This window comes from Rufibacter roseolus, from assembly GCF_017916365.1.
In the GTDB taxonomy this organism is placed as follows: Bacteria; Bacteroidota; Bacteroidia; order Cytophagales; family Hymenobacteraceae; genus Nibribacter; species Nibribacter roseolus.
This window is the reverse complement of record NZ_JAFMSU010000001.1, coordinates 1,814,956-1,838,243: the sequence shown is the minus strand read 5'-3', so window position 1 is coordinate 1,838,243 and position 23,288 is coordinate 1,814,956. Positions and strand designations below refer to the sequence as shown.

Sequence of the window (23,288 nt, the reverse complement as noted above, 5' to 3'; positions counted from 1 at the left end):
CTCCTAGTAATCCTTCCACGCTTTTGACCGTCGCCTGATTTTCACCCTTTCCGGAGCGGCTTTCCTTTGGAAGGAACAGCCACCCAACACTTCTCAAAGCTCTTGCAAGATAAGATTTTTAATAAATTTTTAAAGGAATTCCTTCCAAAGACCCAGTAACCACCCACTTCTATTGCCCCTCTTTACCAAAAACGCAACAAAGTAAAATAGACTTTCTTTGAGAAGAACCCGCAGCAAACCAACCAAGACCTGGGTCTGAATCATTTGGGCAGAAAAATGAGCCCGCACCTTTGCAGGTTGCTTAGATAAATTCTGGGCTGTTTTCTAAAAACTTGGCTTAAAACCCAATGCAGCCCATTGTTCATCATCAAGCCCATCGCCTACTAAAAAAGCTCGTTCCTTCTTTCTGCTACTTCTCCGCGCAGGTAGTTCTTTAAAGGCAGTGGCGTATTGGCCCTGTTTTTCAGAAAACTGTTTCAAAACAGATTTAAGCCTTTGTAGGTTACCTGAGCATGATTTTTGTACTAATCTAAAAAGTTCACGGTTGGGCCTTGGGCTGTCCAATACGGTGAAGGTGTCTTCGTTTAAAAATTGTTTCCTTAACTTTGCCCCTATGGAATTCACGGTACAACAGATTGCTGATTTACTCCAGGGCCAGGTGCACGGAGACGGTAACGCCACGGTAAACCGCCTGGCGAAGATTGAAGAAGGCACCCCGGGCTCTCTTTCTTTTCTGTCCAACGCCAAGTATGAGCACTATCTGTACTCAACAGGCGCCACGGCCGTGATAGTGGCCAAAACCTTGGAGATCAAACAACCTGTTTCTGCCAACCTTATTTTGGTGGATGATCCTTACTCTTCCTTCTCCACCCTTTTGGAAGTGTACCAACAGGCAGTGGCCGCCGCCCGTACCGGCGTGGAAGAACCCTGCTTCATAGGCGAGAACTCCAGCATCGGAGAGCGGCATTACCGCGGCGCATTTTCCTACATAGGCAAGAATTGCAAAATCGGGACGGGAGTACACATCTACCCGCACGTGTATATTGGCGACAATGTCACCATCGGGGACAACACCGTGTTGTTCCCCGGGGCCAAGATCTATGCCGACTGCGTGATTGGGGCATCCTGCACCATCCATGCGGGTGCCGTCATCGGCAGCGACGGGTTTGGTTTTGCGCCGCAGAAAGACGGTTCCTATAAAGCCATCCCGCAGATAGGGAACGTGGTGCTGGAAGACCACGTGCGCATTGGCGCTAACACTACGGTAGACTGCGCCACCATGGGTTCCACCATCATCAGGACCGGCACCAAGATAGACAACCTGGTGCAGGTGGCCCATAACGTGGAGATCGGGCGCCATACGGTGGTGGCTGCGCAGACGGCTTTTGCCGGCTCCTCCAAGGTGGGTAACTATTGTACTATTGCCGGTCAGGTGGGCGTGGTAGGCCATATCAGTATTGCAGACAGAACCATTGTAGGAGCCAAATCCGGTATCTCTAAAAACATAAAAGAAGAAGGGACTTTCGTGCAGGGAGCGCCCGCCTTTGACTATAAACAAAATCTTAGGGCCATGGCCGTTTTCCGGAAACTCCCCGAGTTACAGAAACAGGTAGAGGAACTCAGAGAAAAGCTTTAACTTTAGCCCCTCTTTACCTATTTAGTGCTTCATGAACGATAAACAGCATACCATAAAGGCGCCGGTAACGGTATCCGGGATTGGATTGCATACAGGAGTGGTGTCAAACATGACGTTTTTGCCCGCTCCCATCAATCACGGGTATAAATTCCAGCGCATTGATTTGCCAGAACAACCTATTGTAGACGCCGATGTAGACAACGTGGTGGACCTCTCCCGCGGAACTACCATTGAACAGAACGGCGCCCGGGTAAATACAGTGGAGCACGTTTTAGCCGCTTTGGTGGGCCTGGAGATTGACAACGTCCTCATCCAGATTGACGGCCCTGAGCCTCCCATCATGGATGGTTCCTCTATCCTTTTTGTGAAACCATTGCTGGAAGTAGGCCTGGAGGAGCAGAACGCCCTGCGTAACTTCTTTGAGGTGCCGGAGGAGATTATGTTCCGCGACGGTTCCCGCGAGACCGAGATCGCCATTCTTCCCCTTGACGATTACCGCGTAACGGTGATGGTAGATTACCACTCGCCGGTTCTGGGTTCTCAGCACGCCTCTCTCACTGACCTTCGTCAGTTCAAAGATGAGATTGCCTCTTGCCGTACCTTCTGCTTCCTGCACGAGCTGGAAATGCTCTTCAAGCAGAACCTGATCAAAGGCGGAGACCTGAGCAACGCCATTGTGGTGGTAGACCGCGTGGTGGAAGAAAACGAACTAGACTATTTGTCTGACCTTCTTAAAAAGCCCAAAGTGGCCGTGAAGAAGGAAGGAATTCTCAATAACGTAGACCTGCGCTATAAAAACGAGCCCGCCCGCCATAAACTGCTGGATTTGATTGGTGACCTGGCGCTGGTGGGTCGTCCGTTGAAAGGCCAGATCTTGGCGGCCCGGCCGGGGCACGCGTCTAACGTGGCGTTTGCGAAGAAGATCAAGAAATACATCAAGGAAACGTCTGTGAAGAACGTGCCGGTGTACGATCCTAAGAAAACGCCGGTGATGGACATTAACCGCATCACGCAGACGTTGCCGCACCGTTACCCTTTCATCCTTATTGACAAGATCATCCACTTGGATGAAACCACCGTGACTGGCGTGAAGAACGTGACCATGAACGAGTCCTTCTTCCAGGGTCACTTTCCGGGCAATCCGGTGATGCCGGGCGTAATCCTGATTGAGGCCATGGCCCAGACTGGCGGGATTTATGTACTCAGCACCGTTCCGGATCCAGAGAACTACTGGACCTACTTCATGGGCGTGGACAAATGCCGTTTCCGCCGCAAAGTAGTACCCGGAGATACCATTATTTTTAAATGCGAACTGTTGGCGCCTATTAAACGCGGCATTGCCAGAATGCAGGGTCAGGCCTACGTGGCCGGCCAACTGGTGATGGAGGCCGAGATGTTAGCAAGTATCGTAAGAAAAGACGCATGAACCAGCCACTAGCTTACATCCACCCAGAAGCCAAAATCGCCACCAACGTTGTGGTGGAGCCTTTTACCACCATCTCTAAAAACGTGGAGATTGGCGAAGGCACCTGGATTGGCCCCAATGTGACCATTATGGAAGGTGCGCGCATAGGGAAGAACTGTCAGATTTTCCCGGGTGCGGTGATCTCTGCCCCACCGCAGGACCTCAAATACAAAGGAGAGCCCTCTACCGTCTCCATTGGGGACAATACCATCATCAGAGAGTGCGTGACTTTGAATCGGGGCACCGCGCTGGACAAGAACACCACCGCTATTGGCTCCAATTGCCTCATTATGGCGTACGTGCACGTGGCGCATGACTGCATCATCGGCAACAACGTGATTGTGGCCAACGGCGTGCAGTTGGCCGGCCACATTGTGATCCATGACCACGTGTTTATTGGTGGCACCTCGGCGGTACACCAGTTTGTGAGCATCGGGGCGCATGCCATGGTGTCCGGCGGATCTTTGGTGCGCAAAGACGTGCCTCCGTTCATCAAGGCCGCGCGTGAGCCGTTGTCCTATGCGGGCGTGAACTCTATTGGCCTGCGCCGCAGAGGCTTCTCAAACGAGCAAATCAACGACATCCAGCAGATTTACCGCATCCTCTTCATGAGTGGCTTGAACACGGCCTCTGCGGTGGAGAAGATTGAGATTGACTTAGCGCCCAGCACAGAGCGTGATGAGATTGTGAACTTTGTGCGCAACTCTGGCCGGGGCATTATCAAAGGTTACCAGAGAGATGCAGATTAAGCTTTCCTCTTTAGGCAAGCGCTATAATTACGAGTGGATTTTCCGGAATCTGTCCTATGAGTTTGTCTTGGGTAAGGCGTATGCCGTACTGGGGCACAATGGATCCGGGAAATCCACTTTGCTTTCTATCCTGAGTGGGTACCAGCTACCTACAGAGGGTTCCGTTTTTTATGAGATAGGCGGCAAAGCCATACCAGTGGAGGATCTGTACCGCTATCTTTCCATGGCGGCCCCTTACCAGGATCTGCTGGAGGAATTCACGCTGGAGGAGATGATCCATTTCCATACCCGTTTCAAACAACTGCGCGGCATCACGCCCCAGCAGCTCCCCGATCTGCTGCAACTCCAGGCCGCCAAACACAAATTAGTACGGGATTTCTCCTCGGGCATGCGACAACGCCTGAAACTGGGCCTTGCCTTGTACTCAGACACCCCGCTCCTATTACTGGACGAGCCCACCACCAACCTGGACCAAGCTGGCGTAGCCTGGTACCTGGAACACCTGGCCCGCAACCGCCAGAACCGCCTGGTCATCATCGGCTCCAACGTACCCCACGAATACAGTTTCTGCGACGAACAACTGCCCATCAACGAATACCACTACAAAGCCCCGGAACGGAAAAGAGGGTAACTCGCCCGAGGCGTTTAGGGGCTGTTTGGAAAAAGTGGCACCAAAACAGGCCACGATAGGTGAATGTAGGGGCAATCTCTTGTGATTGCCCTTTCGCATTCCATCTAAATTTTGGTTGTTGGTGATAACACCAACAACGGCAAAGGCCTTTCAACAGCAGATTACCAAGCCCATCAAACAAAGGAAACAAGCACGCATTTCGTCCCCCTTTGAAGGGGGTAGGGGGATGACGAAAGCACATCAAGAACCATCATGCTCCTGCTACCGCAAGGGCAACCACAAGGGACTGCCGCTACACAACATCCACTTTCAGCCTCTTTTCTTAAAACCAGCCTTCAAACGCCTGAAATGAAAAAAGCCACCCAAGCGGTGGCTTTCCCATATATGTAGTAAGATGGCGCAGATTCTGTTTTACAACAGAGAAATGGCATATATGTTTATTCGTTGGCCGGGTACATTTCTGGTGGCTCTTTCTCTTTGGTTTTGACGATGAAGGGCCGAAGCGCCTCGGTCTCATCCAGGTACAGGAAGGCATCATAGCGCTCCGGGATGATGGTGGGTACGTAGTTGCCGTACTTCTCGCGGTTGGGGTCATATACCACGCCAATGGCCCGGTGATCTAGTTGCTGGCGCACTTCGGTTATCTCGCGCAGTTCCCTGGAAAGTAAAAGTTTGTCAGTGGCGCCAAGGTTATGCAGCCAGTCTTCCCAGGAGCCTTTGCGCGCGGGCGGCACTTCCATCTTTTTCATGGGCGCGCCCCAGGAATCACCGGCAATCACGGAGCCTTCATAAGACCCGAAACCAGCCAGGTACACGTTCTCGCGGCCGTACTGCTCGCGGGCCAGTTGGCCGATGTTCACCATGCCGGCGCGGGCCATATCGGTGAAGCGGGCATCGCCTATGTGGGTGTTGTGTTCCCAGATAATCGCCTTGGAATCGGGTCCGTGGAATTCAAGCAGGCGGTTGAGGGTCTCCATCATGTGGTTGTCGCGCACATTCCATGAATTGCCGCCGCCGCGAACCATGGCTTTGTAGTACCGCTCGGCGTTCACGGCCACCAGCGCGTTCTGCTCAGCATCGAAAACAGCTTCTGCGTTGGAGGGTTCACCTCTTTCGCGTTTGCCCAGTTCCTGCAGCATGGAAAGCACCTCGTCTTCGCAGTCTTCTGAGACGTAGGCCACGGCCCGGGCGTACTCCTGCGGGTCTGAGCTGTAGGGCTCGAAGCATTTGAAGGCCTCCTTGGCTGCTTTCACGGCGTGGCCATCCTTCTTCTCCAGGTATTTCATGATCTGGTTCAGAGAGTCCCAGAGGCTGTACACGTCAAGACCATAAAAACCTACCTTAGTGGTATTGGGCCGGTCGTTGTTCTCTTTGAGCCATTCTACCAGAGCCGCCACTTCCCAGTTACCCCACATCCAGGTTGGCCAGCGGTTGAAATGCTTGAGCACGTCAGACACCTTGGTGCCGGGTTTGCAGTAACCTCTGATGAACTTGTTTATCTGGTAGCAGTCTGGCCAGTCGCCTTCCACTGCGATGAAGGTGAAGCCTTTCTCCTCTATGAGACGCTTGGAAATAGCGGTGCGCCAGGCGTAATACTCAGAGGTGCCGTGCGAGGCCTCTCCCAGCATTACAATGCGGGCATCACCAATATCGTCCAGCAGAATATCTAGATCAGCTTTGTTCTCCAGCCGGTGGTACGGCAGTTTTGAATAAGTCATGGATAATAGGGGAAAATGAACTCCCTGCCTTTTACCCCTCATGCGTTGGGAAAGTTTACCCGTTTTTAGCCTATTTTTTCAGAAAAAGGTAGAAAGGAAAGTAGATGCCAATTTCCATTCTTAGAATAACCTAATTACTGCGGCCTTTCTAAGCGAAAGCTTTGGATTGTGTCATTATTTCAAAATATCCCAAAGGCAGGACTAACTTATAGCGAACTCACCACCAACCTTTTACCGATTTAAAACTTATTAACTACCCTCCTAAACAGGATACTAGCCTGGGCTTTTAGCTAAGTTTAAGTTATTGACTTTCTTTAGGTAAAAGGCACAAAAAAAGGAAGCCATGTTTTGCACAGCTTCCCTTTTCTACCGGTTTATTACAAATTATTGTCTTGACCCGAATACCCTTTTAAGGAGCTCAGTAGTACGGGCGATAGGGTTTTCTCTGATGTTGGCTTCTTCCTGGGCTACCAGGGTAAACAGACCATCAATGGCTTTCTGGGTGGCATAAGACTCCAGGTTAGGATCGGCTTTCTTCACCAGCGGGATCTTATTGTAGCGGTTCACCAATTCAGAGTAGTATTTGGTGGCGTTCACCTTGTCCAGCGAGTTGCGCATGATTGGGCTGAAAGCGGAGGTCAGTTGACTCGTGGTGGTGCGCTTCAAATACTGGGTGGCCGCGTCTTTCTCGCCGCGCAGGATGTTCCAAACATCGCTGAAGGTAAGTTGCTTGATGGCGTTGAGGAAAATAGGGGCGGCGCTTTTGGCAGCATCCTCGGCGCCCCGGTTCAGGGTCAGCACGAATTTATCCACCTCAGAACCTAAACCTAAAGTGCGGAGGGTGTTCTCCACGCGCTGCACATCCGGCGGAAAAGGAATCCTGATGAGGCTGTTTTTATAGAAACCATCGGTTTGGGAAGCCTGCGTAGCACCTTTGTTAATGCCTTGCGAGAGCGCCTGCTTCAGGCCCGAGGCCACCTCAGATTGGGTTAGTGCTCCAGACTGAGTTGTTTGTCCGGTCTGCTGCGCCACAGTGCCTAGGGCCTGCTCAATCTGCGCGGTAGTGCAGGAAGTCAATCCGATTAAAATGAAGCTACCCAAAACAAATAACGGGGAGACAAGTTTCTTCATACGTGCGTACATGTTTATTACTTTTGATCAACGATGGTCTGAAAGGGCATACGCATAAATCAAGCCAAATAAATGAAAAAGGAAATATCGGCAGAAATCATGACCATCGGCGATGAGCTGCTGTATGGTCAGGTGATAGACACCAACTCTGCCTGGTTGGGGCAGGAACTGGGTAAAATAGGCATCAGGGTAAAGCAGATTACCAGCATCTCAGACAACCCAGACGCTATTACGGAAGCCCTCACCCAAGCCATCTCCCGCGCCGATGTGGTACTCATCACCGGCGGCTTGGGCCCCACCAAAGACGACCTCACCAAGCACACGCTGGCCCGCTACTTCAACACCGATCTGCAACTGCACCAACCTTCGCTGGACGATGTGGAAGGCATCTTCAAACGCTTTAACCGGCCCATGCTGGAAGTGAACCGCCAACAGGCGTTTCTGCCGGCTACGTGCACGCCCATCCGCAATGTGCTGGGCACCGCGCCGGGCATGCTGTTCCAGGAGCAGGACACCGTAATTGTGTCTATGCCGGGCGTGCCGTTTGAGATGAAGCGCATGGTTACTGATACGGTACTGCCCTATTTGCAACAGCATTTTGCCCTGCCGCAGATTATCCATAAAGTAGTACAGACCATCGGGATTGGAGAGTCTTTTCTGGCAGAGACGATTGCCGATTGGGAAGACAACCTGCCGGCTAACCTTAAGCTGGCGTATTTGCCCTACCTTGCCGGCGTGCGCCTGCGCCTCACCGGGTTTTCTGAGAACGGGCAAGACCTGGAAGCCCAACTTCAGGCACAGGTAGACAAGCTAACCGCGCTCATCCCAGACCACATCTTTGCCTACGGCGAAGTCAGCTTGGAGGAAGCCATCGGACAACTCCTGAAAGAGCAGAACCTCACTATTGCCACCGCCGAGAGCTGCACCGGTGGCCTAGTGGCCCATAAACTCACCAGCGTACCCGGCAGTTCGGCGTATTTTCTGGGCAGCGTGGTAGCATACAGCAACGAGGTCAAGAAAGCCCAGCTAGGAGTACCTGCCGAGACACTGGAAAACCATGGCGCCGTGAGCGAGGAAACCGTACGCGCCATGGCAGAAGGCGTGCGCAAACTTCTGAAAACCCACATAGGGATTTCTACCAGTGGCATTGCCGGGCCAGACGGCGGCACTCCTGATAAACCCGTGGGCACCATCTGGATCGCCTACGCCGATGCCCACCAAACCGTGGCCCGCAAGATCAGCTACAACAAAACCCGCCTGCTCAATATTGAGTACACCTCGCTGCAAGTCCTGGACCTGGTAAGGCAAAGTTTACGCCGGCGGGTTGAGGAATAAACAAAAAAGCCTAAATTTGCCTAACAACAGTTAGGTTCCGAGAACCGCTTACGGCTTTCCAGTGATTATTCGCTGTTTTTCTGTAACATTGCACCAACCGGCTCCCTGTCCTGACTGCGGTATTCTGATCTCAATAACCCAAAAAAACTGACATACTCTTATCTATGGCTCTTGTAGAAATGGTGATGCCCAAAATGGGCGAAAGTATCATGGAAGGCACCGTGCTGAAATGGTTGAAGCAAGTAGGTGATACCATTGAGCAAGACGAGTCTGTTCTGGAAGTAGCCACTGATAAAGTAGACACCGAGGTGCCTGCCATCCAGGGCGGCGTGCTGCAGGAGATTCTGGTACAAGAGGGCCAGGTAGTAGCCGTAGGCGCACCTATCGCCATCATCAGCACCGGCGGCGATGACCAGCCTGCCACCTCGGCTCCGGCCCAGCAGGAAGCCCCTGCAGTAGCCCAGGCCAGCGCAGCCCCGGTAGCACAAGCTGTCGAAGCACCGCAAGCTGCGGCCCATGCTACCCAGCGCCTGGAGCAACCCGCCTCCGGCCGTTTCTACTCTCCGCTGGTGCTCAACATCGCCCGTGAAGAAGGCATTGGCATGCAGGAACTGGAGTACATTCCGGGTACCGGCAAAGAAGGCCGCGTGTCTAAAAAAGATATCCTTGATTATGTAGCCAGTCGCCAGAACGGCACGGCACCTGCTGCCCAACCAGCCGCAGCGCCAGCGCCTCAGGTACAGGCTCCGCAACCGCAAGCCGCTCCGCAACCACAGGCTGTTCCGGTAGCCCCTGCGGCCCAGGTTTCTACAGCTCCGGCCCAGTCTTACAGCGGCAACGTAGAGATTATTGAGATGGATCGCATGCGCAAGATGATCTCCCAGCGTATGGTAGACAGCAAGCGTATCTCTCCGCACGTGACTTCCTTTGTTGAGGCCGATGTGACCAACATTGTGAACTGGCGGAACAAAACCAAAGACGCTTACAAGAAACGCGAAGGCGAGAACCTCACTTTCACGCCTATCTTCATCGAGGCCATCGTGAAAGCCATCAAAGACTTCCCGATGATCAACGTAAGCGTAGACGGCGATAAAATCATCAAAAAGCGCGACATCAACATAGGGGTGGCCGTGGCTTTGCCTTCCGGAAACCTGATTGTGCCCGTGATCCACAACGCTGACCAGATGAACCTGAACGGCATCTCTAAGCGCCTGAACGATTTGGCCAACCGCGCCCGCATCAACAAACTGACTCCGGCAGATCTGGCTGATCCTACCTACACTATTTCCAACGTAGGTTCTTTTGGCAACGTGATGGGTACGCCTATCATCATGCAGCCGCAGGTGGCTATCATGGCCGTGGGTGCCATCAAGAAGAAGCCTGCCGTGATTGAGACGCCTGAGGGCGACTTGATCGGGATCCGTCAGTTCATGTTCCTGTCGCACTCCTATGACCACCGCGTGGTAGATGGTTCCCTGGGTGGCATGTTCGTGCGTCGCGTAGCCGATTACCTGGAAGCCTTCGACCCGAATACCAGCATCTAATTTGAAGATTTGTAGATTGGGAGATTTGAAAATGATCTCTCTGTATAAAAAGCCTCTCCTGTTCAGGAGGGGCTTTTTCATGCCCTTTGTTTTAAGCCCGATTTGGTAAAAACAGCCCTGAAACAGAAAAGCACAACCCACCTCTGCAGAATATAGTAAAAGTCTTATCTTACCGAGGTTCAACCCGACCTTATCCGTTCCTGATTTATGAAAAACGCCCTTTTACTGCTGGTTATCGCCTTTCTGTTGTTCCTGGCCATCTTCTTCTACTGGAAGCAAAGCCAGGCCGAGAGCCAACTGGCCATGGCCAACGAGAAAATCACCAACCTGGAGCAGCAGGTCCGCCGCTATACCCACAACGTTCCCGCTGAACCCCGCGTGCCTACCCAGTCTACCCAACCCGATACCATCCCCTCAGAGGCTGAGGAGAAAGTCACCCCACCGGAGTCTACCTCATTTGAGGAGGAGATCGGCACGTTGAGCGAAGGTGAGGTGCAACGCCTGAAAAACAAGGGGCTTAAGAACCCCGAGGCCGACCTCATGAACGATTTGATGCGCAAGCAGAAATCCCTGCTCCCCACCACTGGCACGGCCGGCGGCACCATGGCCATCCAGGACGTGAGAATCCTCAACGACCGCCACGCCCTCGCCTACTTTGAGGACGGCCACAACGGCGGTTACCTGCTCCTACGTTACGCCGTGAACAACGGCGCCATTACCTGGACTAGGTTAGACTCTTCTACCTTGTAGTGTTTTAGGGCTGTTTTTTAGAAAATAGGTCAGAAAAGAAATCAAGATTGATCCCAATTCCGAGTGTATCAACTACGAGCTGATTATCCCCTTGAGGGGAGCGTAGAGGGTGTTTACACCTGCTGATCATGGCGTTCCCAACTGTAAGAAGTTAGATATCCGGAAAAGAAAAGATAGCTAAGGGTGACAAGGTAATGTAAATCAGCAATGCGTGCTCTCCTGTGTAAACACCCTCTTTATCTCCCCTCAAGGGGAGAGTCTGTGCTTAGCTATTGCCTTTACAGATCATGGTAACTTTAAACTACTTATAACCTATAAACATAAAAACGGCTGCCCTTAGTAGAGCAGCCGTTTTTATGTTTATCAGATATCAAATTTATTCAGTTGGAAGCGCAGCTAAGCTTTGCTCCAGGGCGGCGATTTTGGCTTCGGCGTCTGATTGCTTTTTGCGTTCTGCGTTGATCACCGCTTCCGGGGCTCCGCTCACGAAACGCTCGTTGCTCAGCTTTTTCGCTACGCTGGCCAGGAAGCCTTTGGTGTAATCCAGCTCCTTCAGGATGCGTTCGCGTTCAGCGGCGGCGTCAATGTTACCCTCCATCGGGATGAAGAACTCAGCGCTTTCCACCACGAAGGACAAGGCGTTGTCCAGTGGCTGCTCTGTTTCCTGAATCTCGCTGAGGTTCGCCAATTTGCTTACCAGTGTTTCGTAACCCGCGATGGCGCTTTTGCCTTCGGCCAAGCGAACATAGAGCGACAGCTTTTTGGCGGGTGATATGTTTTTGCTGTTCCGCTGGTTCCGGATTTGGCCAACCACGTTGAGTACGTATTCGGTCTGTTTTAGCAAATCTGGTTCAATTCTACCTTTCTCTGGCCAGGAAGCTACTACCAGGCAATCTTTAGGCGAACGGGCCTTCATGGTGTTCCAGATTTCCTCGGTGATGAACGGCATGAACGGATGCAGCACTTTCATTAGTTTCTCTAGGAACTCATAGGTGGCCTGCAACGTAGCCGCATCAATTGGTGAACCGAAGGCTGGTTTAATCATCTCCAGGTAATTGGAGCAGAAATCATCCCATACCAGTTTGTAGACCGTAAGCAAGGCATCCGAAATCCGGAACTTGTCAAAGTGGTCTTCCAGCACGTTCAACGCCTCGTTGAACTTGGAGTCGAACCACTTGATGGCTTTCTCGTTCGGATTTGGCAAAGTCTCGTCTACTTCCCAACCGTTGATGAGGCGGAAGGCGTTCCAGATTTTGTTGCTGAAGTTACGGCCCTGCTCGCAAAGCTTCTCGTCAAACAACAGGTCGTTACCGGCTGGTGAGCTGAAGAGCATACCCGCCCGAACGCCATCGGCACCATATTGCTCAATGAGGTTCAGCGGGTCTGGAGAGTTACCCAACGACTTGGACATTTTGCGGCCCTGCGCATCACGCACGATACCGGTGAGATACACGTTCTGGAACGGCAACTCCTTGCGGAACTCGTACCCGGCCATAATCATACGGGCTACCCAGAAGAACAAAATCTCAGGGGCAGTAACCAGGTCATTGGTAGGGTAATAATACAGGATATCGGCGTTATCCGGGTCTTTGAAACCGTCAAACACCGAGATTGGCCACAGCCACGAAGAGAACCAGGTATCCAGCACGTCTTCGTCCTGACGCAGGTCTGTCAATTGCAGTTCTGGGTTTCCGGTTTTGGCACGGGCTTCCTCCAAAGCTTCCTCAGCAGTGCGGGCCACTACAAAGGTACCATCTGGCAGATAATAGGCAGGAATCTGCTGTCCCCACCACAATTGGCGCGAGATACACCAGTCATGCACGTTTTCCATCCAGGAACGGTACATGTTCTTGAACTTGGCCGGATGCAGCTTGATAGTATCGTTCATCACGTTCTCCAGGGCCGGCTTGGCCATTTGGTCCATTTTGCACCACCACTGCATAGACAGCTTGGGCTCAATCACGGCATCGGTACGCTCTGAGAAACCAACGTTAGACACAGAGTCTTCCACTTTCTCCAACAGCCCCTGGGCATCCAAATCCTTCGTGATTTTCTTACGCACCACAAAGCGGTCCTCGCCTACGTAGAGGCCGGCGCGCTCATGGATGGTTCCGTTGTCGTTCAATACATCTATGCTGGGCAGGTTGTGCTTCTGGCCCAGTTCGTAGTCATTAATATCGTGCGCCGGCGTTACTTTCAATACCCCGGTTCCGAACTCGCGGTCTACGTATTCGTCAAAGATGATGGGAATGGCGCGGTTCACCAATGGAATAATGGCCTTTTTGCCTGCCAGGTGCTTATAGCGCTCGTCCTCGGGGTGCACGCAGATGGCTACGTCACCCATGATGGTCTCGGGGCGTTTGGTGGCTACGGTCAACACTTCGTCAGAGCCTTCTATGGCATAATGCAGGTAGTACAGTTTGCCGTTTACCTGCTTGAAGTTTACTTCCTCGTCAGACAGCGCGGTCATCCCTTGGGGGTCCCAGTTTACCATGCGTACGCCGCGGTAGATCTGCCCTTTGCGGTACAGGTCCACAAATACCTGGATAACGGCATCGGTGAGGGCGGGCTCCATGGTGAAACGGGTGCGGTCCCAGTCGCAGGAGGCGCCCAGTTTCTTCAGCTGCTCCAGAATGATACCGCCGTATTTCTCCTTCCACTCAAAAGCGTGCTCTAGAAATTCCTCGCGGGTAAGGTCACTTTTGCTGATGCCTTTTTCCTTGAGCATGGCTACTACCCTCGCCTCTGTTGCAATGGACGCATGGTCCGTGCCCGGTACCCAGCAAGCCTCTTTTCCTTGCATACGGGCGCGGCGTACCAGCACATCCTGGATGGTGTTGTTGAGCATGTGGCCCATGTGGAGCACGCCCGTTACGTTGGGCGGCGGAATCACCACGGTGTAGGGCTGCTTTCTAGGGTTTGGTTTGGACTTGAAAAAGCCGCGCTCCAGCCATGTGGCGTACCACTTGTCTTCTACTTCTTTGGGGTTATAGGTCTTCGGAATCGACATCTTAGATACTATGCTAATGTGTTGAATGTGCTGATGTGCTATGATGGCAGAACCGGCACATGTCACGTGTACCTGCAAAAATAGCAAATTAGCCGATGTGAGTTATCAGTTATTGGTTGAGCTCTGCGGGAAAGCTCCTGATTTCAGACGGTTTTCAGAAAAATAGGGTAGAAACGGAGCCAGTTGAGACACTCGTAGAACTTTCGGAGACTACGAGGTTTTCTTCCGCTGGCGCGAGCGTCCCGCTCGTATTGCTGAATATCTTTGGCTCTCCTAAAGAAATTTGTCACTCTGGTATATCTCTAAGGACTCCACACTTTTGTCATCTTAGAAAGACCTTATAGGTGGACTCAAAAGACATGAGAGCAGGCGCTATTACTGTTTGCTCGCAAGTTCCTTTCAGGATGACAAACTGGGAAAGGGTTCAGCAATGCGTCAGGACACGAGCCGGAGGCTCGCGCCAGCGAAAATACCGAAAAACGGTTTGTGCTTATTTTGCCTAAAACAGCCTTAGAACGCCAGACAACAAAAAACCCGCACGAGGCGGGTTCCTGAATAGCTTTTAAGGAAAGACTAGCTTGCGGCGTGCAACCACTCTTTCTTGGCTAACAAGGCTTCCTCGGTCTCGCGGTAATCCGGGTCATCGACGCAGCAGTCTACGGGGCAGACCGCAGCGCACTGGGGCTCCTCATGGAAACCGCAGCACTCGGTGCACTTGTCAGAGACTATGTAATAGAATTCATCAGAGATGGGGGGTTGCGGGGCTTTGCCGTCTACCACTACTCCACCGTCAATCTCTACCTGGGTCAGAGATGTACCATCTCCCCACGTCCACTGTACGCCACCTTCATAGATAGCAGTGTTGGGGCACTCCGGCTCACATGCGCCGCAGTTGATACACTCATCCGTGATCATTATCGCCATAATCGTATCTCCTGTTTCTTTTTAGTAATTTTGCACCAATATAGGTACGCCATTCTGCGCGCAAAAGTAATACGTAGCACGCATTGTATCAAACGTTTCTCACGCATCCACTGTTACCCCTTCATGCTAACTTTAGAAAACAGACTTTCCGCATTCATAAAATTAGGCGATTACCTACGGCACTTACCGCTGGAGGAACGCGAATACCTGGCCCGCCGGGCGGGCCAACTCAATAACTTCTTTGACCTGCCCAATGTTTCGGCGGCATTGGATGGCATTGCCAGCATGCTGGAGGAAGACCAACTGACTGCCTGGGTAGCGCGCTATGATTTGCCCCAGTTGAACGAAGCGCCTAAGAAAGTAGGCGTGGTGATGGCAGGCAATATTCCGGCCGTGGGTTTCCATGACGCGCTGTGCATTCTGTTGGCCGGCCACATCCTTCAGGCCAAACCCAGCTCCGAGGATTCGTTTCTGCTTCCGCACCTTCTGAACAAACTGGTGGAGATTGAGCCCGGCTTTCAGGAGCAGATTCAACTGGTGATGATGCTGAAGGAATCAGATGCCATCATTGCCACAGGCTCAGACAACACCGCCCGCTACTTTGAATACTACTTTGCCAAGCGTCCGCACATCATCAGAAAGAACCGCACCAGCGTGGCCGTGCTCACCGGGAAAGAGACAAAAGAAGAACTGACCGCCCTAGGCGATGACATTCTGCGCTACTACGGCCTGGGCTGCCGCAACGTGGCCAAGGCGTTTGTGCCCGCTGAGTATGACTTCACCCCGTTCTTTGAGGCCATGGAATACAAGAAAGAGGTAGTGAACCACCACAAGTACCAGAACAACTACGACTACAACAAGTCTATTTACCTGGTCAACGGCGTGCCGCACCTGGACAACGGTTTCCTGATGGTGACCGAAAGTCAGCAGCTGGTCTCCCCTATTTCGGTGCTGTTCTATGAGACGTATGCCAGCAACCAGGACCTGGAACAGAAACTGGAAACCATCCAGGAGAAGCTGCAGTGCGTGGTTTCGCAGGAGGCGCTCTGGCCCAACAGCTACGCTTTCGGACAGGCGCAATGCCCGTCAGTAAGCGATTACGCCGATGGCGTGGACACCATGGAATTCCTGAAGAGCCTGTAAAAAATATTTTAAGGCTATTTTCCAGAAAACCGCCTTAAAACACCATTTTGGGTATGGTTAACTGTTTTTTCATAGACTTATTGTGTTAAATACCGTTTGTAGATGTAAGAAATTCTTTCTTCATTGGTCCACAGACTAACACCAAACACGCGTACCATGGAAAATAACACCGTGCTCCATTACCAGCTTATTGAGAAGGAAAGCATCCCGCAATTACAGTTCGGCACTCAAGATGTTTTGTCGGATAAAGAATCTAAAGTAAGACGTCAAGTTGATTTGGAACGGGCCAGCCGCCTGGGTAATGGCTACCACGGGAAAGTGGAAATCACCTTCCAGGTGGCCTCCGGTGAGGTTCTGAGGGTACAGACTACCATCTGGCAAGCTGATAAGGAATTCACCACTATCAAGTCTGGCGTCACTTTGCCCACCCACGCAATTTTAGGGGTGGAATTCTTCTAGTAATCGGCCTGACGACTTCAAACTCAGGAGTAAACCGCTCCTAATGGGCGGCTTTGCCCTGCTCACATTATTAAAGCCTAAAAACGCCTCGGCCTTTGGTACAAACCAAAGGCCGAGGCGTTTTTAGGCTCTTTTTGTTAAATGCGGTCCAAAACCTTCACAATGAGGTCATCAATCACCTGGTCTACGTTAGGGGCGAACTGGTGGGTAATCCGGTTGGCCACAATGGCGTTGAGAGAAAGGACTTCATGACCCAGCAAACGGCCCAGGCTGTAAATACCGGCGGTCTCCATCTCGAAGTTGGTAAACCGCACATCCTCAAACCTAAAGGCGTTCAGTTTCTGGATCACCTCTTCAATTTTTGGTTGCAGGCGCAGTAATCGGCCTTGGGGGCCATAGAAACCCGGACAGGTGATGGTGTTTCCGTGGAGCATGTCACTCCCCGCAATCTGCTCCCGCAGGATGTCTGAGCCTTTGGCGCAGTACGGCAGAAAACCAATGCCTAGTGCCAGCTGCATATTCACCGCGATTTCGGTCTCGTAACCAGTTTCCATGAGCGGGTAGAACTGCATGAGCGTGTCCAAACCCAAAGCATACTCCGTAGCCAGATGACTGCCCAGCGGCACATCCTCCTGCAAGGCGCCGGAGGTACCAATACGCACAATCTTGAGGGAGATGCGGTCCTCATGCTCCAGCGGCTCGCGGCTCACGAAATCAATGTTCACCAGGGCATCCAGCTCGTTCATCACGATGTCAATGTTATCCGTCCCGATGCCGGTAGACACCACCGAGATCCGTTTGCCTTTGTAATAGCCCGTATGGGTCACAAATTCGCGCTTGGCCACCTCCACCTCAATGGAATCAAAATGGCGACTCACGCGGGCCACGCGGTCCTGGTCACCTACCGTGATGATGGTATCTGAGATCTGCTCAGGCAGCAGGTTCAGGTGATAGATGCTGCCATCGGCGTTCAGGATTAATTCAGATTCTGGGATACGGGCCATGGTTTCATAGTTTTAGGTGGAAAATGGAGCTTCAATCTAGTGGCGTGCCTTTTGGGGGGCTCGTCGAAGGTAAATAAAGAAGGCGCCGCCTGGTTGCCTTGCAGCAACTGGCGGCGCCTTTCCTTTTAAAATGCTTATAGCTTAAACGGCTTTTGGTGCCTCCGTTTTGCGGCGGTTCAAGCCTTTGTACGGGTTGTAGCCGTTCGTGTTTTTCTGGTAATAGCCGGTACCATCATACGGGCGTTTGTCGGGGTGTCCCTGGCAGGTGGTTGAGCAGGCGCCGTCCATTTTAGTGCCGCAGCTCTCGCAAATGGGCACGTGCAGGTTGCAGTGCGGATTGGCGCAGTTCACCATCCGGGCTGAAGGCGTGTCGCACACGTGGCAGCGGGAAATCACCACCGGGTTCACAGTGTTCACATCCACGGCCACGCGGTTGTCAAACACGTAGCATTTGCCCTCGAAGTCCTCGCCGCCGGCTTCCATGCCATATTTAATGATGCCGCCGTGCAACTGGTACACGTTCTCAAAGCCTTTCTCCAGCAGGAACGCGCTGGCTTTCTCGCATTTGATGCCGCCGGTGCAGTACGTCAGGATTTTCTTGCCTTCGTACTTCTCCTTCAGCTCGTCAATCTTTTCAGGGAACTCCCGGAAATTCTCAATGTCCAGTGTGACGGCGTTTTTGAATTTGCCCATGCTGTGCTCGTAGTCCGAGCGCACATCCAGCACCACCACGTCTTCCTGGTCTTTCATCTCCCTGAACTCCTGCGGCGAAAGGTGTACGCCAGTCCGTTCAGTGGGGTCAATGTTGCGCAGGCCGGCATGCACGATCTCGGGTTTGTGACGCACGTGCAGTTTGGTGAAGGCGTGGTCATCCGCATAGTCCACCTTGAAGTCGATACCCTCAAAGCGAGGGTCTGCCTTTACGGCGGCCATGTAGGCTTCGCAGTCTTCCACCAGGCCAGAAACGGTTCCGTTCAATCCTTCCGGAGCGACAATGATGCGGCCCAATAAATTCAGGTTAAGACACAGCAGATGGTGCTCCTCGCGGAACAACTCGGGGTCTTCAATCTTGGTGTAGTGGTAATAGAGTAGGATACTGTACTTTTTCATACGGCTTAGTTTCAGACTAAGTGTAAAGTTGATTGTGCTAATGGTTTAAGGTGCTGATGTGCTAATGAACAACAGCTTTTCTGTTTTGGTGCGAATTTAAGGAAAACAGCCCGGAAACAGAAAATGACCTTTTCAGTCCTGAGTTCTGAGTCTTTAGTTCTGAGTCTTTTTTATCAGGACTATAGTAGACTTACGCCAGAATCCAGCGCCTAAAGTCTTCCTTAAACAGGCTTGGCTGGGTTCCCGAAAACGGTTTGCTTTGCAGCCACATCGGCTACTACCACTGCCCCGGCGCCCACGCGCGCGTTTTTGCCAATCTTCACGCCAGACACAATCACGGCACCGGTTCCAATAAAGGCTCCCTCGGCGATGGTCACCCCGGTGTTTACCATGGCACCCGATCCCAGTTGCACGTGGTCTTCCAGAACAGCGTTGGCTTCTACCACCGCACGCGAGCCTATGATGCAGTTATCCCCCACCTTGGCGTTGGAGTTCACGATGGCCCCGGCCTGGATGAAGTTTCCGTGGCCCAGCCAGGCATGCTCAGAAACATAGCTGAATTTATGGATGGCATTCACCGGCACCACTTTGTAATCTTCTTTGAGCATTTTGGTCAGGCTCTTGCGAGCGGCGGAATCCTCAGCGGCAACGAACACATCGCACTTCTTGCCCAAAAGCTTGAGGATGTTCTCATCCTCGGTGTTGCCCATGACGGTGATCTCATTCACCTCTTTCTGCTGCAGGGCCACCTGGTCATCCAGAAAACAATACACCACAACATCGTTGCTCTGGAAGGCATCCAGCGCCAATACACCCAGTTCCTGGGCACCTAATATGATAACGGGATTTTGCATAAGCTTCTTTACGTTAATTGGGGTTTTATACGGGTACCTCCCCCAGAAAACCGATTGCACTTCCCTCTCTATTCTGAAAGGGCGCTTGATAGTTTCCATTTTAAGCCCAATTCAAAGAAATCGAGCTCAAAACGGATGCGCCTGCAAAAATAGGCAAAGAAACGGAATAGGTCAGCCCCGGCGCCTGAGCACTTTATCCAGCAAAACAGCCAATGGTCCCCAGGCCACCACTACCAGGAAAAAGAAAGGCAACAGCGGCGCCCGGTAGCGGTGCAAAGACCCTAGATTGGGCGTGGGCAGTGTCACCAGCACTGCCGAGATAAAGAAGAATCCCAGCAACACCGCCAGAAAAGAAGGCAGCTTCGGCAATTTTCTGTGCCGCACCACATGGACAATGGTTAGCAAGGTCAGCAGACACAACAACAGGTTCTCTGCCGCCGCCAATTTGTAGAACAACGGAGCAGGCTCCCAAAGAAAAGGTCTGGTGAGCATCTGGAACACGGCCGATGGCGCGTGCACGACTACTGACCACAGGGTTGGCTGTAAATGCGGGAATGACAACAGCAGACTATCATGACCTGAAGCCGCCACAATATTCTTGTAGTTCCAGAGAATGTGCCGGACAAAAAAACTCAGGTTGAACGTAGGGTGCGCGAAGGAAGCTATAAAGGCTCCAATGCTTAGAATCCCAGCCCACAGCATCCATTGCCTTGGTCGGGAATGAAGTTGAGGATACCGCTTAGCTACCCATTTGGTGACCAAAAGTGCCCCAAGCAGCACCATCAGCACAGCTGCCAGGAAGAATTTTATCCGCCATAGCAGGTAAATGGAAGGCAGGTGCAGGATAGACCTTTTCACCGCTACAGAAGCATTGTTGGTTTTATAGAGCTGCAGGAACAGGCCAACCGTAAAGCAAAGACTTCCTATGAACAGCGAATCTTTCGTAACCCCGCTGGTCCAGAACACCACTGAAGGGAAGAACAAAAACACTACTGCGGCTGAGGTACCGTATGCCGGATAATGCTTTTGCAGCTGCTGAACCAAAAACCAACAGCCCCAGAAACTCAACAAGGAAAGGTACAAGCTGCTGGCCCAATAAGAACTGCCCGTTAGGAAATAAAGTAGGCTTAGCAGTTTTACAAAGAAGAATGAGTTGGAGTATTGGGGCCATTTGGTAAACCCAATGGGGAGGTCTCCTTTTTCATTGAACAATAACAACCGGAGATACTGGTTTCCATTAAACTCTGCCGCTTCCTTTACCGCTTTGGCCTGTTTGTGGAACCCCCAGGTATCCCCTCCGCCATAATACTCCAGATACAGGTACCCCAACAGCAGCCCCGCTACCAACTTCAAAGCCAACCCAGCCCAAAAGAAGGTTTGCAGCCCCTCGGTGTGTCGCGCCTGGCGCCTAAGCAGGTAAACAAGGAAGAGGAAAACCGGCAAGTGCAGCCAGTGCTGAAGGTTCATGCAGTAGGGAAGTTCTGTTTCATCAGGCGGTGCCCGATGACGCAATGTACGCATTTCCGGGGAGCGCAGTATGTTTGGTACAGGCTCAGTAAGGCCTGAGAGTCTCCGGCGCAGGTATGCGGAAAACCAAGATGGGTGTACAAGCGGGTAACTTTGTTCTGCTCTCTGCCCAGGCATTCCAGCAAACCGACTGCTTTCTCCTGGTAGGCTACGTTGTCCATGCGGCGGCTGTAGGCTACCAACAAAGGCGCTACCACATTGATGAGTAGCCCCTGGATGCTTTCCTCCCCGATGGTGCCAAATGTCTGCGCCGATGGTCTGCCGGGAGCGTAATGCTGCTGCCAATAAGATGGGGGTTCTTGCCGGAAGAAGCGGAGGTAATCTTCTTTGGTTTCGCAAGCCACCATGCCAGACCAAAGATGCGACTGCGATTGGAGTACCGCCAACAACTGCCCCAATCTTACCGCCGGGAAATTGGAGGGCCTGAGCCGGAGATAATTCCAGGCGGCAGGGGGTAATGGCTCAGGCAGGGAATGTTTTTGGGCCAGGTAACGGTATTCTTTTGCCAAATCCAGCAAATACGTTTCGGGCTCCTGCTCTTCCTTTTTCTCCAACATACCCGCTTGCCCGAACACCAATGCCTCCAGCTGTTTGGGAGAAGACCGGTAGCGGTTTACCAGGTTCAGGGGAAGTACCCGGGTGAGCCGCAAAAAACCTTCCTGGTTCACTTTGAAACCGAACCCTGCTGCCAAGGTCTGGTACACGGTGCTTTCCCAATCCTGGCGGTTCTGTTCTAATCGTTCCAGAACCAGGTTTGCTTTGGCCTCCAGCCGCTCCAGCAAGGTGCGGTCCATCATCGCGGATTTGAAAATGCGGTCAACCTGTATGGCCTGGGCGGCACAGGGAATTTCCTCTTTGCTCCAGGTCAGTTCCTGGTACTTTGCCTGCAGGGGCAAGGCTATCCTGCCTTGGAGTTCCAAGGTGGGCATAGGGGTGCCCTCCTCCCGCCACACCATTTCCTCGTCTTCCCAGACCACATGCAGAATCACCTGGTTGTACTTGTCGTCATACTGGTGCTGGTGGCGGCGCCAGTCCGAGGCTTTCATGTGAATCTCCACGCTGCCCACCCATTCTGTATCCCCTATTTTGAGGCGGGCACCGGAGAAGTCGGGGCCGGCATCTGAGCGGTTGTAAAAGCCAGGGTGCAAAATCAGCAACTCCTCTCCCGCCGAAGTGCGTAACTGCTCCTTCCGGAAATACTGGTAGCGCCAGATGTAGTGCAGGAAATCCTCTTTCATAGAAAACCGGAACAGCCTTTCAAACCATCTATGTACATACGCAGAAAGATTCCAAAGGCTGTTCCGGTTGATACTGTTACTCCGCTGATTTTAAGCCGTTTCCCTAAGATCAGCCCTAAAACAAACCAGCGGAGCCGCATATCTTAAAAATGTTTACTTCGGCAGGTACTCGTTCAGGTAACGGTCCATTTCTTGCTGCACAGCCAGGGCCGCGGCTCGGGCTTTCTCCGCGAAATCCTCGCCCTGGGAGGCGTAAATAATCTGGCGGGCCGAGTTCACCAAGAGGCCGCACTGTTTGTTCATGCCGTAGCGGGAAACCTCGCCCAAATCTCCACCCTGGGCACCTACGCCAGGCACCAACAGGAAATGATCGGGAGCCAGTTCGCGCACGCGTTCAATGTAATCGTGGCGGGTGGCCCCTATGACGTACATCATGTTATCGGCGGTGGCCCAGGCCTGGCTGTTCTGGATGACTTTCTCAAACATGAAGTAGGATTTGCCCTCAGAAACCACGCTCAGCATCTGGAAATCGTCATGGCCGGGGTTAGAGGTGAGCGCCAGCAAAATGACCCATTTGTTAGGGAACTGCAGGAACGGCGTCACGGAATCTATGCCCATGTACGGGGCCACCGTCAATGAGTCAAAGCTCAGTTGGTCAAAGAAGGCGCGGGCGTAAAGCTCAGAGGTATTGCCAATGTCACCGCGCTTGGCATCGGCGATGGTGAAAACATCCTTCGGGATGACGCTCAGGGTACGCTCCAGGCTCACCCAGCCCTTGGGGCCGTGCGCCTCATAAAACGCAATGTTGGGTTTATAGGCCACGCACAGGTCTTGGGTGGCTTCAATGATCTGGCGGTTGAACTCAAAGATGGGGTCTTCCAGTTGGAGCAGGTGCGGCGGTATCTTCTTGATGTCCGTATCCAGCCCAATGCATAGGTAAGACCGTTTGCGCTGGATCTGTTCAAAAAGTTCTTGTCTGGTCATGAGGCAAAACAGTAGGTTGGCACAAAGCTAAAGTGTTTTCTTATTGTTTTTGGGAAAAGAGGCAAAAAATGGAAAC

Annotated in this window: 20 protein-coding genes; 9 read left to right on the top strand and 11 right to left on the bottom strand. The window is 52.3% G+C overall.

Annotated elements, in window-relative coordinates; genetic code table 11:
• Positions 1-324 precede the first annotated feature (324 nt).
• Entirely contained in the window at positions 325-624 is a 300-nt protein-coding gene (locus J3P35_RS07245; RefSeq protein ID WP_210463659.1) for a hypothetical protein, read from the bottom strand.
• Here J3P35_RS07245 and lpxD point away from each other — a divergent pair.
• Genes lpxD through J3P35_RS07225 form a run of 4 tightly spaced genes read left to right on the top strand, consistent with a single transcriptional unit; the run spans position 614 to position 4,481 of the window.
• Positions 614-1,636, top strand: a complete 1,023-nt coding sequence (lpxD, locus tag J3P35_RS07240; RefSeq protein WP_210463658.1) for a UDP-3-O-(3-hydroxymyristoyl)glucosamine N-acyltransferase — start codon at positions 614-616, stop codon at positions 1,634-1,636. The genes J3P35_RS07245 and lpxD overlap by 11 nt on opposite strands.
• A 31-nt stretch (positions 1,637-1,667) precedes the next feature.
• Positions 1,668-3,062, top strand: coding sequence for a bifunctional UDP-3-O-[3-hydroxymyristoyl] N-acetylglucosamine deacetylase/3-hydroxyacyl-ACP dehydratase (locus tag J3P35_RS07235; RefSeq protein ID WP_210463657.1), 1,395 nt, complete (start codon positions 1,668-1,670; stop codon positions 3,060-3,062).
• A complete protein-coding gene (gene lpxA / locus J3P35_RS07230) occupies positions 3,059-3,850 on the top strand; it encodes an acyl-ACP--UDP-N-acetylglucosamine O-acyltransferase (RefSeq protein WP_149089109.1) in 792 nt (263 codons plus the stop codon). Before J3P35_RS07235 ends, lpxA begins: the two co-directional genes overlap by 4 nt.
• The gene (locus J3P35_RS07225; protein ID WP_210463656.1) at positions 3,840-4,481 is read left to right on the top strand and encodes an ABC transporter ATP-binding protein; all 642 of its coding nucleotides are present in this window, start codon (positions 3,840-3,842) and stop codon (positions 4,479-4,481) included. The genes lpxA and J3P35_RS07225 overlap by 11 nt, the downstream gene beginning before the upstream one ends.
• Before the next feature lie 437 nt (positions 4,482-4,918).
• Here the strand turns inward: J3P35_RS07225 and J3P35_RS07220 are convergent, their stop codons facing one another.
• Positions 4,919-6,199, bottom strand: a complete 1,281-nt coding sequence (locus tag J3P35_RS07220; RefSeq protein WP_210463655.1) for an erythromycin esterase family protein — start codon at positions 6,197-6,199, stop codon at positions 4,919-4,921.
• Between the two features lie 384 nt (positions 6,200-6,583).
• The gene (locus J3P35_RS07215; RefSeq protein ID WP_210463654.1) at positions 6,584-7,330 is read right to left on the bottom strand and encodes a DUF4197 domain-containing protein; all 747 of its coding nucleotides are present in this window, start codon (positions 7,328-7,330) and stop codon (positions 6,584-6,586) included.
• Positions 7,331-7,402: 72 nt separating this feature from the next.
• Here J3P35_RS07215 and J3P35_RS07210 point away from each other — a divergent pair, with 72 nt between their 5' ends.
• From J3P35_RS07210 to J3P35_RS07200, 3 genes are all read left to right on the top strand, one after another.
• Entirely contained in the window at positions 7,403-8,665 is a 1,263-nt protein-coding gene (locus J3P35_RS07210) for a competence/damage-inducible protein A (protein ID WP_210463653.1), read from the top strand.
• Positions 8,666-8,829: 164 nt separating this feature from the next.
• On the top strand, positions 8,830-10,209 hold the full coding sequence (locus J3P35_RS07205; RefSeq protein WP_210463652.1) for a dihydrolipoamide acetyltransferase family protein: 1,380 nt from the start codon (positions 8,830-8,832) through the stop codon (positions 10,207-10,209).
• Positions 10,210-10,416: 207 nt separating this feature from the next.
• Positions 10,417-10,959 (top strand): hypothetical protein, encoded by a 543-nt coding sequence (locus tag J3P35_RS07200; RefSeq protein WP_210463651.1) that lies wholly within the window; start codon positions 10,417-10,419, stop codon positions 10,957-10,959.
• Positions 10,960-11,335: 376 nt separating this feature from the next.
• On the opposite strand, the gene J3P35_RS07195 is transcribed toward J3P35_RS07200, so the two are convergent.
• Both J3P35_RS07195 and J3P35_RS07190 read right to left on the bottom strand, forming a co-directional pair.
• On the bottom strand, positions 11,336-13,969 hold the full coding sequence (locus J3P35_RS07195; protein WP_210463650.1) for a valine--tRNA ligase: 2,634 nt from the start codon (positions 13,967-13,969) through the stop codon (positions 11,336-11,338).
• Positions 13,970-14,542: 573 nt separating this feature from the next.
• Positions 14,543-14,893 (bottom strand): 4Fe-4S binding protein, encoded by a 351-nt coding sequence (locus J3P35_RS07190; RefSeq protein ID WP_210463649.1) that lies wholly within the window; start codon positions 14,891-14,893, stop codon positions 14,543-14,545.
• A gap of 123 nt (positions 14,894-15,016) precedes the next feature.
• Here J3P35_RS07190 and J3P35_RS07185 point away from each other — a divergent pair, with 123 nt between their 5' ends.
• Together J3P35_RS07185 and J3P35_RS07180 are read left to right on the top strand one after the other, a co-directional pair.
• Entirely contained in the window at positions 15,017-16,036 is a 1,020-nt protein-coding gene (locus J3P35_RS07185; protein ID WP_210463648.1) for an acyl-CoA reductase, read from the top strand.
• 156 nt (positions 16,037-16,192) lie between these two features.
• Entirely contained in the window at positions 16,193-16,495 is a 303-nt protein-coding gene (locus J3P35_RS07180) for a hypothetical protein (RefSeq protein WP_210463647.1), read from the top strand.
• Between the two features lie 137 nt (positions 16,496-16,632).
• On the opposite strand, the gene J3P35_RS07175 is transcribed toward J3P35_RS07180, so the two are convergent.
• The 6 genes from J3P35_RS07175 to pyrF all read right to left on the bottom strand — a co-directional run bounded on the left by J3P35_RS07175 (position 16,633) and on the right by pyrF (position 23,212).
• Positions 16,633-17,499, bottom strand: coding sequence for a nucleoside phosphorylase (locus J3P35_RS07175; protein WP_210463646.1), 867 nt, complete (start codon positions 17,497-17,499; stop codon positions 16,633-16,635).
• Positions 17,500-17,640: 141 nt separating this feature from the next.
• On the bottom strand, positions 17,641-18,609 hold the full coding sequence (gene trhO, locus J3P35_RS07170) for an oxygen-dependent tRNA uridine(34) hydroxylase TrhO (RefSeq protein WP_210463645.1): 969 nt from the start codon (positions 18,607-18,609) through the stop codon (positions 17,641-17,643).
• A 221-nt stretch (positions 18,610-18,830) separates the two neighbouring features.
• Positions 18,831-19,463, bottom strand: a complete 633-nt coding sequence (locus tag J3P35_RS07165; RefSeq protein ID WP_210463644.1) for a NeuD/PglB/VioB family sugar acetyltransferase — start codon at positions 19,461-19,463, stop codon at positions 18,831-18,833.
• Between the two features lie 171 nt (positions 19,464-19,634).
• A complete protein-coding gene (locus tag J3P35_RS07160; RefSeq protein ID WP_210463643.1) occupies positions 19,635-20,930 on the bottom strand; it encodes a hypothetical protein in 1,296 nt (431 codons plus the stop codon).
• The gene (locus J3P35_RS07155; RefSeq protein ID WP_210463642.1) at positions 20,927-22,228 is read right to left on the bottom strand and encodes a DUF2851 family protein; all 1,302 of its coding nucleotides are present in this window, start codon (positions 22,226-22,228) and stop codon (positions 20,927-20,929) included. Before J3P35_RS07155 ends, J3P35_RS07160 begins: the two co-directional genes overlap by 4 nt.
• 153 nt (positions 22,229-22,381) lie before the next feature.
• The gene (gene pyrF, locus J3P35_RS07150) at positions 22,382-23,212 is read right to left on the bottom strand and encodes an orotidine-5'-phosphate decarboxylase (protein WP_210463641.1); all 831 of its coding nucleotides are present in this window, start codon (positions 23,210-23,212) and stop codon (positions 22,382-22,384) included.
• Positions 23,213-23,288: the final 76 nt, after the last annotated feature.

Coding starts and splice junctions, on each gene's coding strand:
- lpxD (WP_210463658.1), top strand. CDS start 614: ATGGAATTCACGGTACAACAGATTGCTGATTTACTCCAGGGCCAGGTG.
- J3P35_RS07235 (WP_210463657.1), top strand. CDS start 1,668: ATGAACGATAAACAGCATACCATAAAGGCGCCGGTAACGGTATCCGGG.
- lpxA (WP_149089109.1), top strand. CDS start 3,059: ATGAACCAGCCACTAGCTTACATCCACCCAGAAGCCAAAATCGCCACC.
- J3P35_RS07225 (WP_210463656.1), top strand. CDS start 3,840: ATGCAGATTAAGCTTTCCTCTTTAGGCAAGCGCTATAATTACGAGTGG.
- J3P35_RS07220 (WP_210463655.1), bottom strand. CDS start 6,199: ATGACTTATTCAAAACTGCCGTACCACCGGCTGGAGAACAAAGCTGAT.
- J3P35_RS07215 (WP_210463654.1), bottom strand. CDS start 7,330: ATGAAGAAACTTGTCTCCCCGTTATTTGTTTTGGGTAGCTTCATTTTA.
- J3P35_RS07210 (WP_210463653.1), top strand. CDS start 7,403: ATGAAAAAGGAAATATCGGCAGAAATCATGACCATCGGCGATGAGCTG.
- J3P35_RS07205 (WP_210463652.1), top strand. CDS start 8,830: ATGGCTCTTGTAGAAATGGTGATGCCCAAAATGGGCGAAAGTATCATG.
- J3P35_RS07200 (WP_210463651.1), top strand. CDS start 10,417: ATGAAAAACGCCCTTTTACTGCTGGTTATCGCCTTTCTGTTGTTCCTG.
- J3P35_RS07195 (WP_210463650.1), bottom strand. CDS start 13,969: ATGTCGATTCCGAAGACCTATAACCCCAAAGAAGTAGAAGACAAGTGG.
- J3P35_RS07190 (WP_210463649.1), bottom strand. CDS start 14,893: ATGGCGATAATGATCACGGATGAGTGTATCAACTGCGGCGCATGTGAG.
- J3P35_RS07185 (WP_210463648.1), top strand. CDS start 15,017: ATGCTAACTTTAGAAAACAGACTTTCCGCATTCATAAAATTAGGCGAT.
- J3P35_RS07180 (WP_210463647.1), top strand. CDS start 16,193: ATGGAAAATAACACCGTGCTCCATTACCAGCTTATTGAGAAGGAAAGC.
- J3P35_RS07175 (WP_210463646.1), bottom strand. CDS start 17,499: ATGGCCCGTATCCCAGAATCTGAATTAATCCTGAACGCCGATGGCAGC.
- trhO (WP_210463645.1), bottom strand. CDS start 18,609: ATGAAAAAGTACAGTATCCTACTCTATTACCACTACACCAAGATTGAA.
- J3P35_RS07165 (WP_210463644.1), bottom strand. CDS start 19,463: ATGCAAAATCCCGTTATCATATTAGGTGCCCAGGAACTGGGTGTATTG.
- J3P35_RS07160 (WP_210463643.1), bottom strand. CDS start 20,930: ATGAACCTTCAGCACTGGCTGCACTTGCCGGTTTTCCTCTTCCTTGTT.
- J3P35_RS07155 (WP_210463642.1), bottom strand. CDS start 22,228: ATGAAAGAGGATTTCCTGCACTACATCTGGCGCTACCAGTATTTCCGG.
- pyrF (WP_210463641.1), bottom strand. CDS start 23,212: ATGACCAGACAAGAACTTTTTGAACAGATCCAGCGCAAACGGTCTTAC.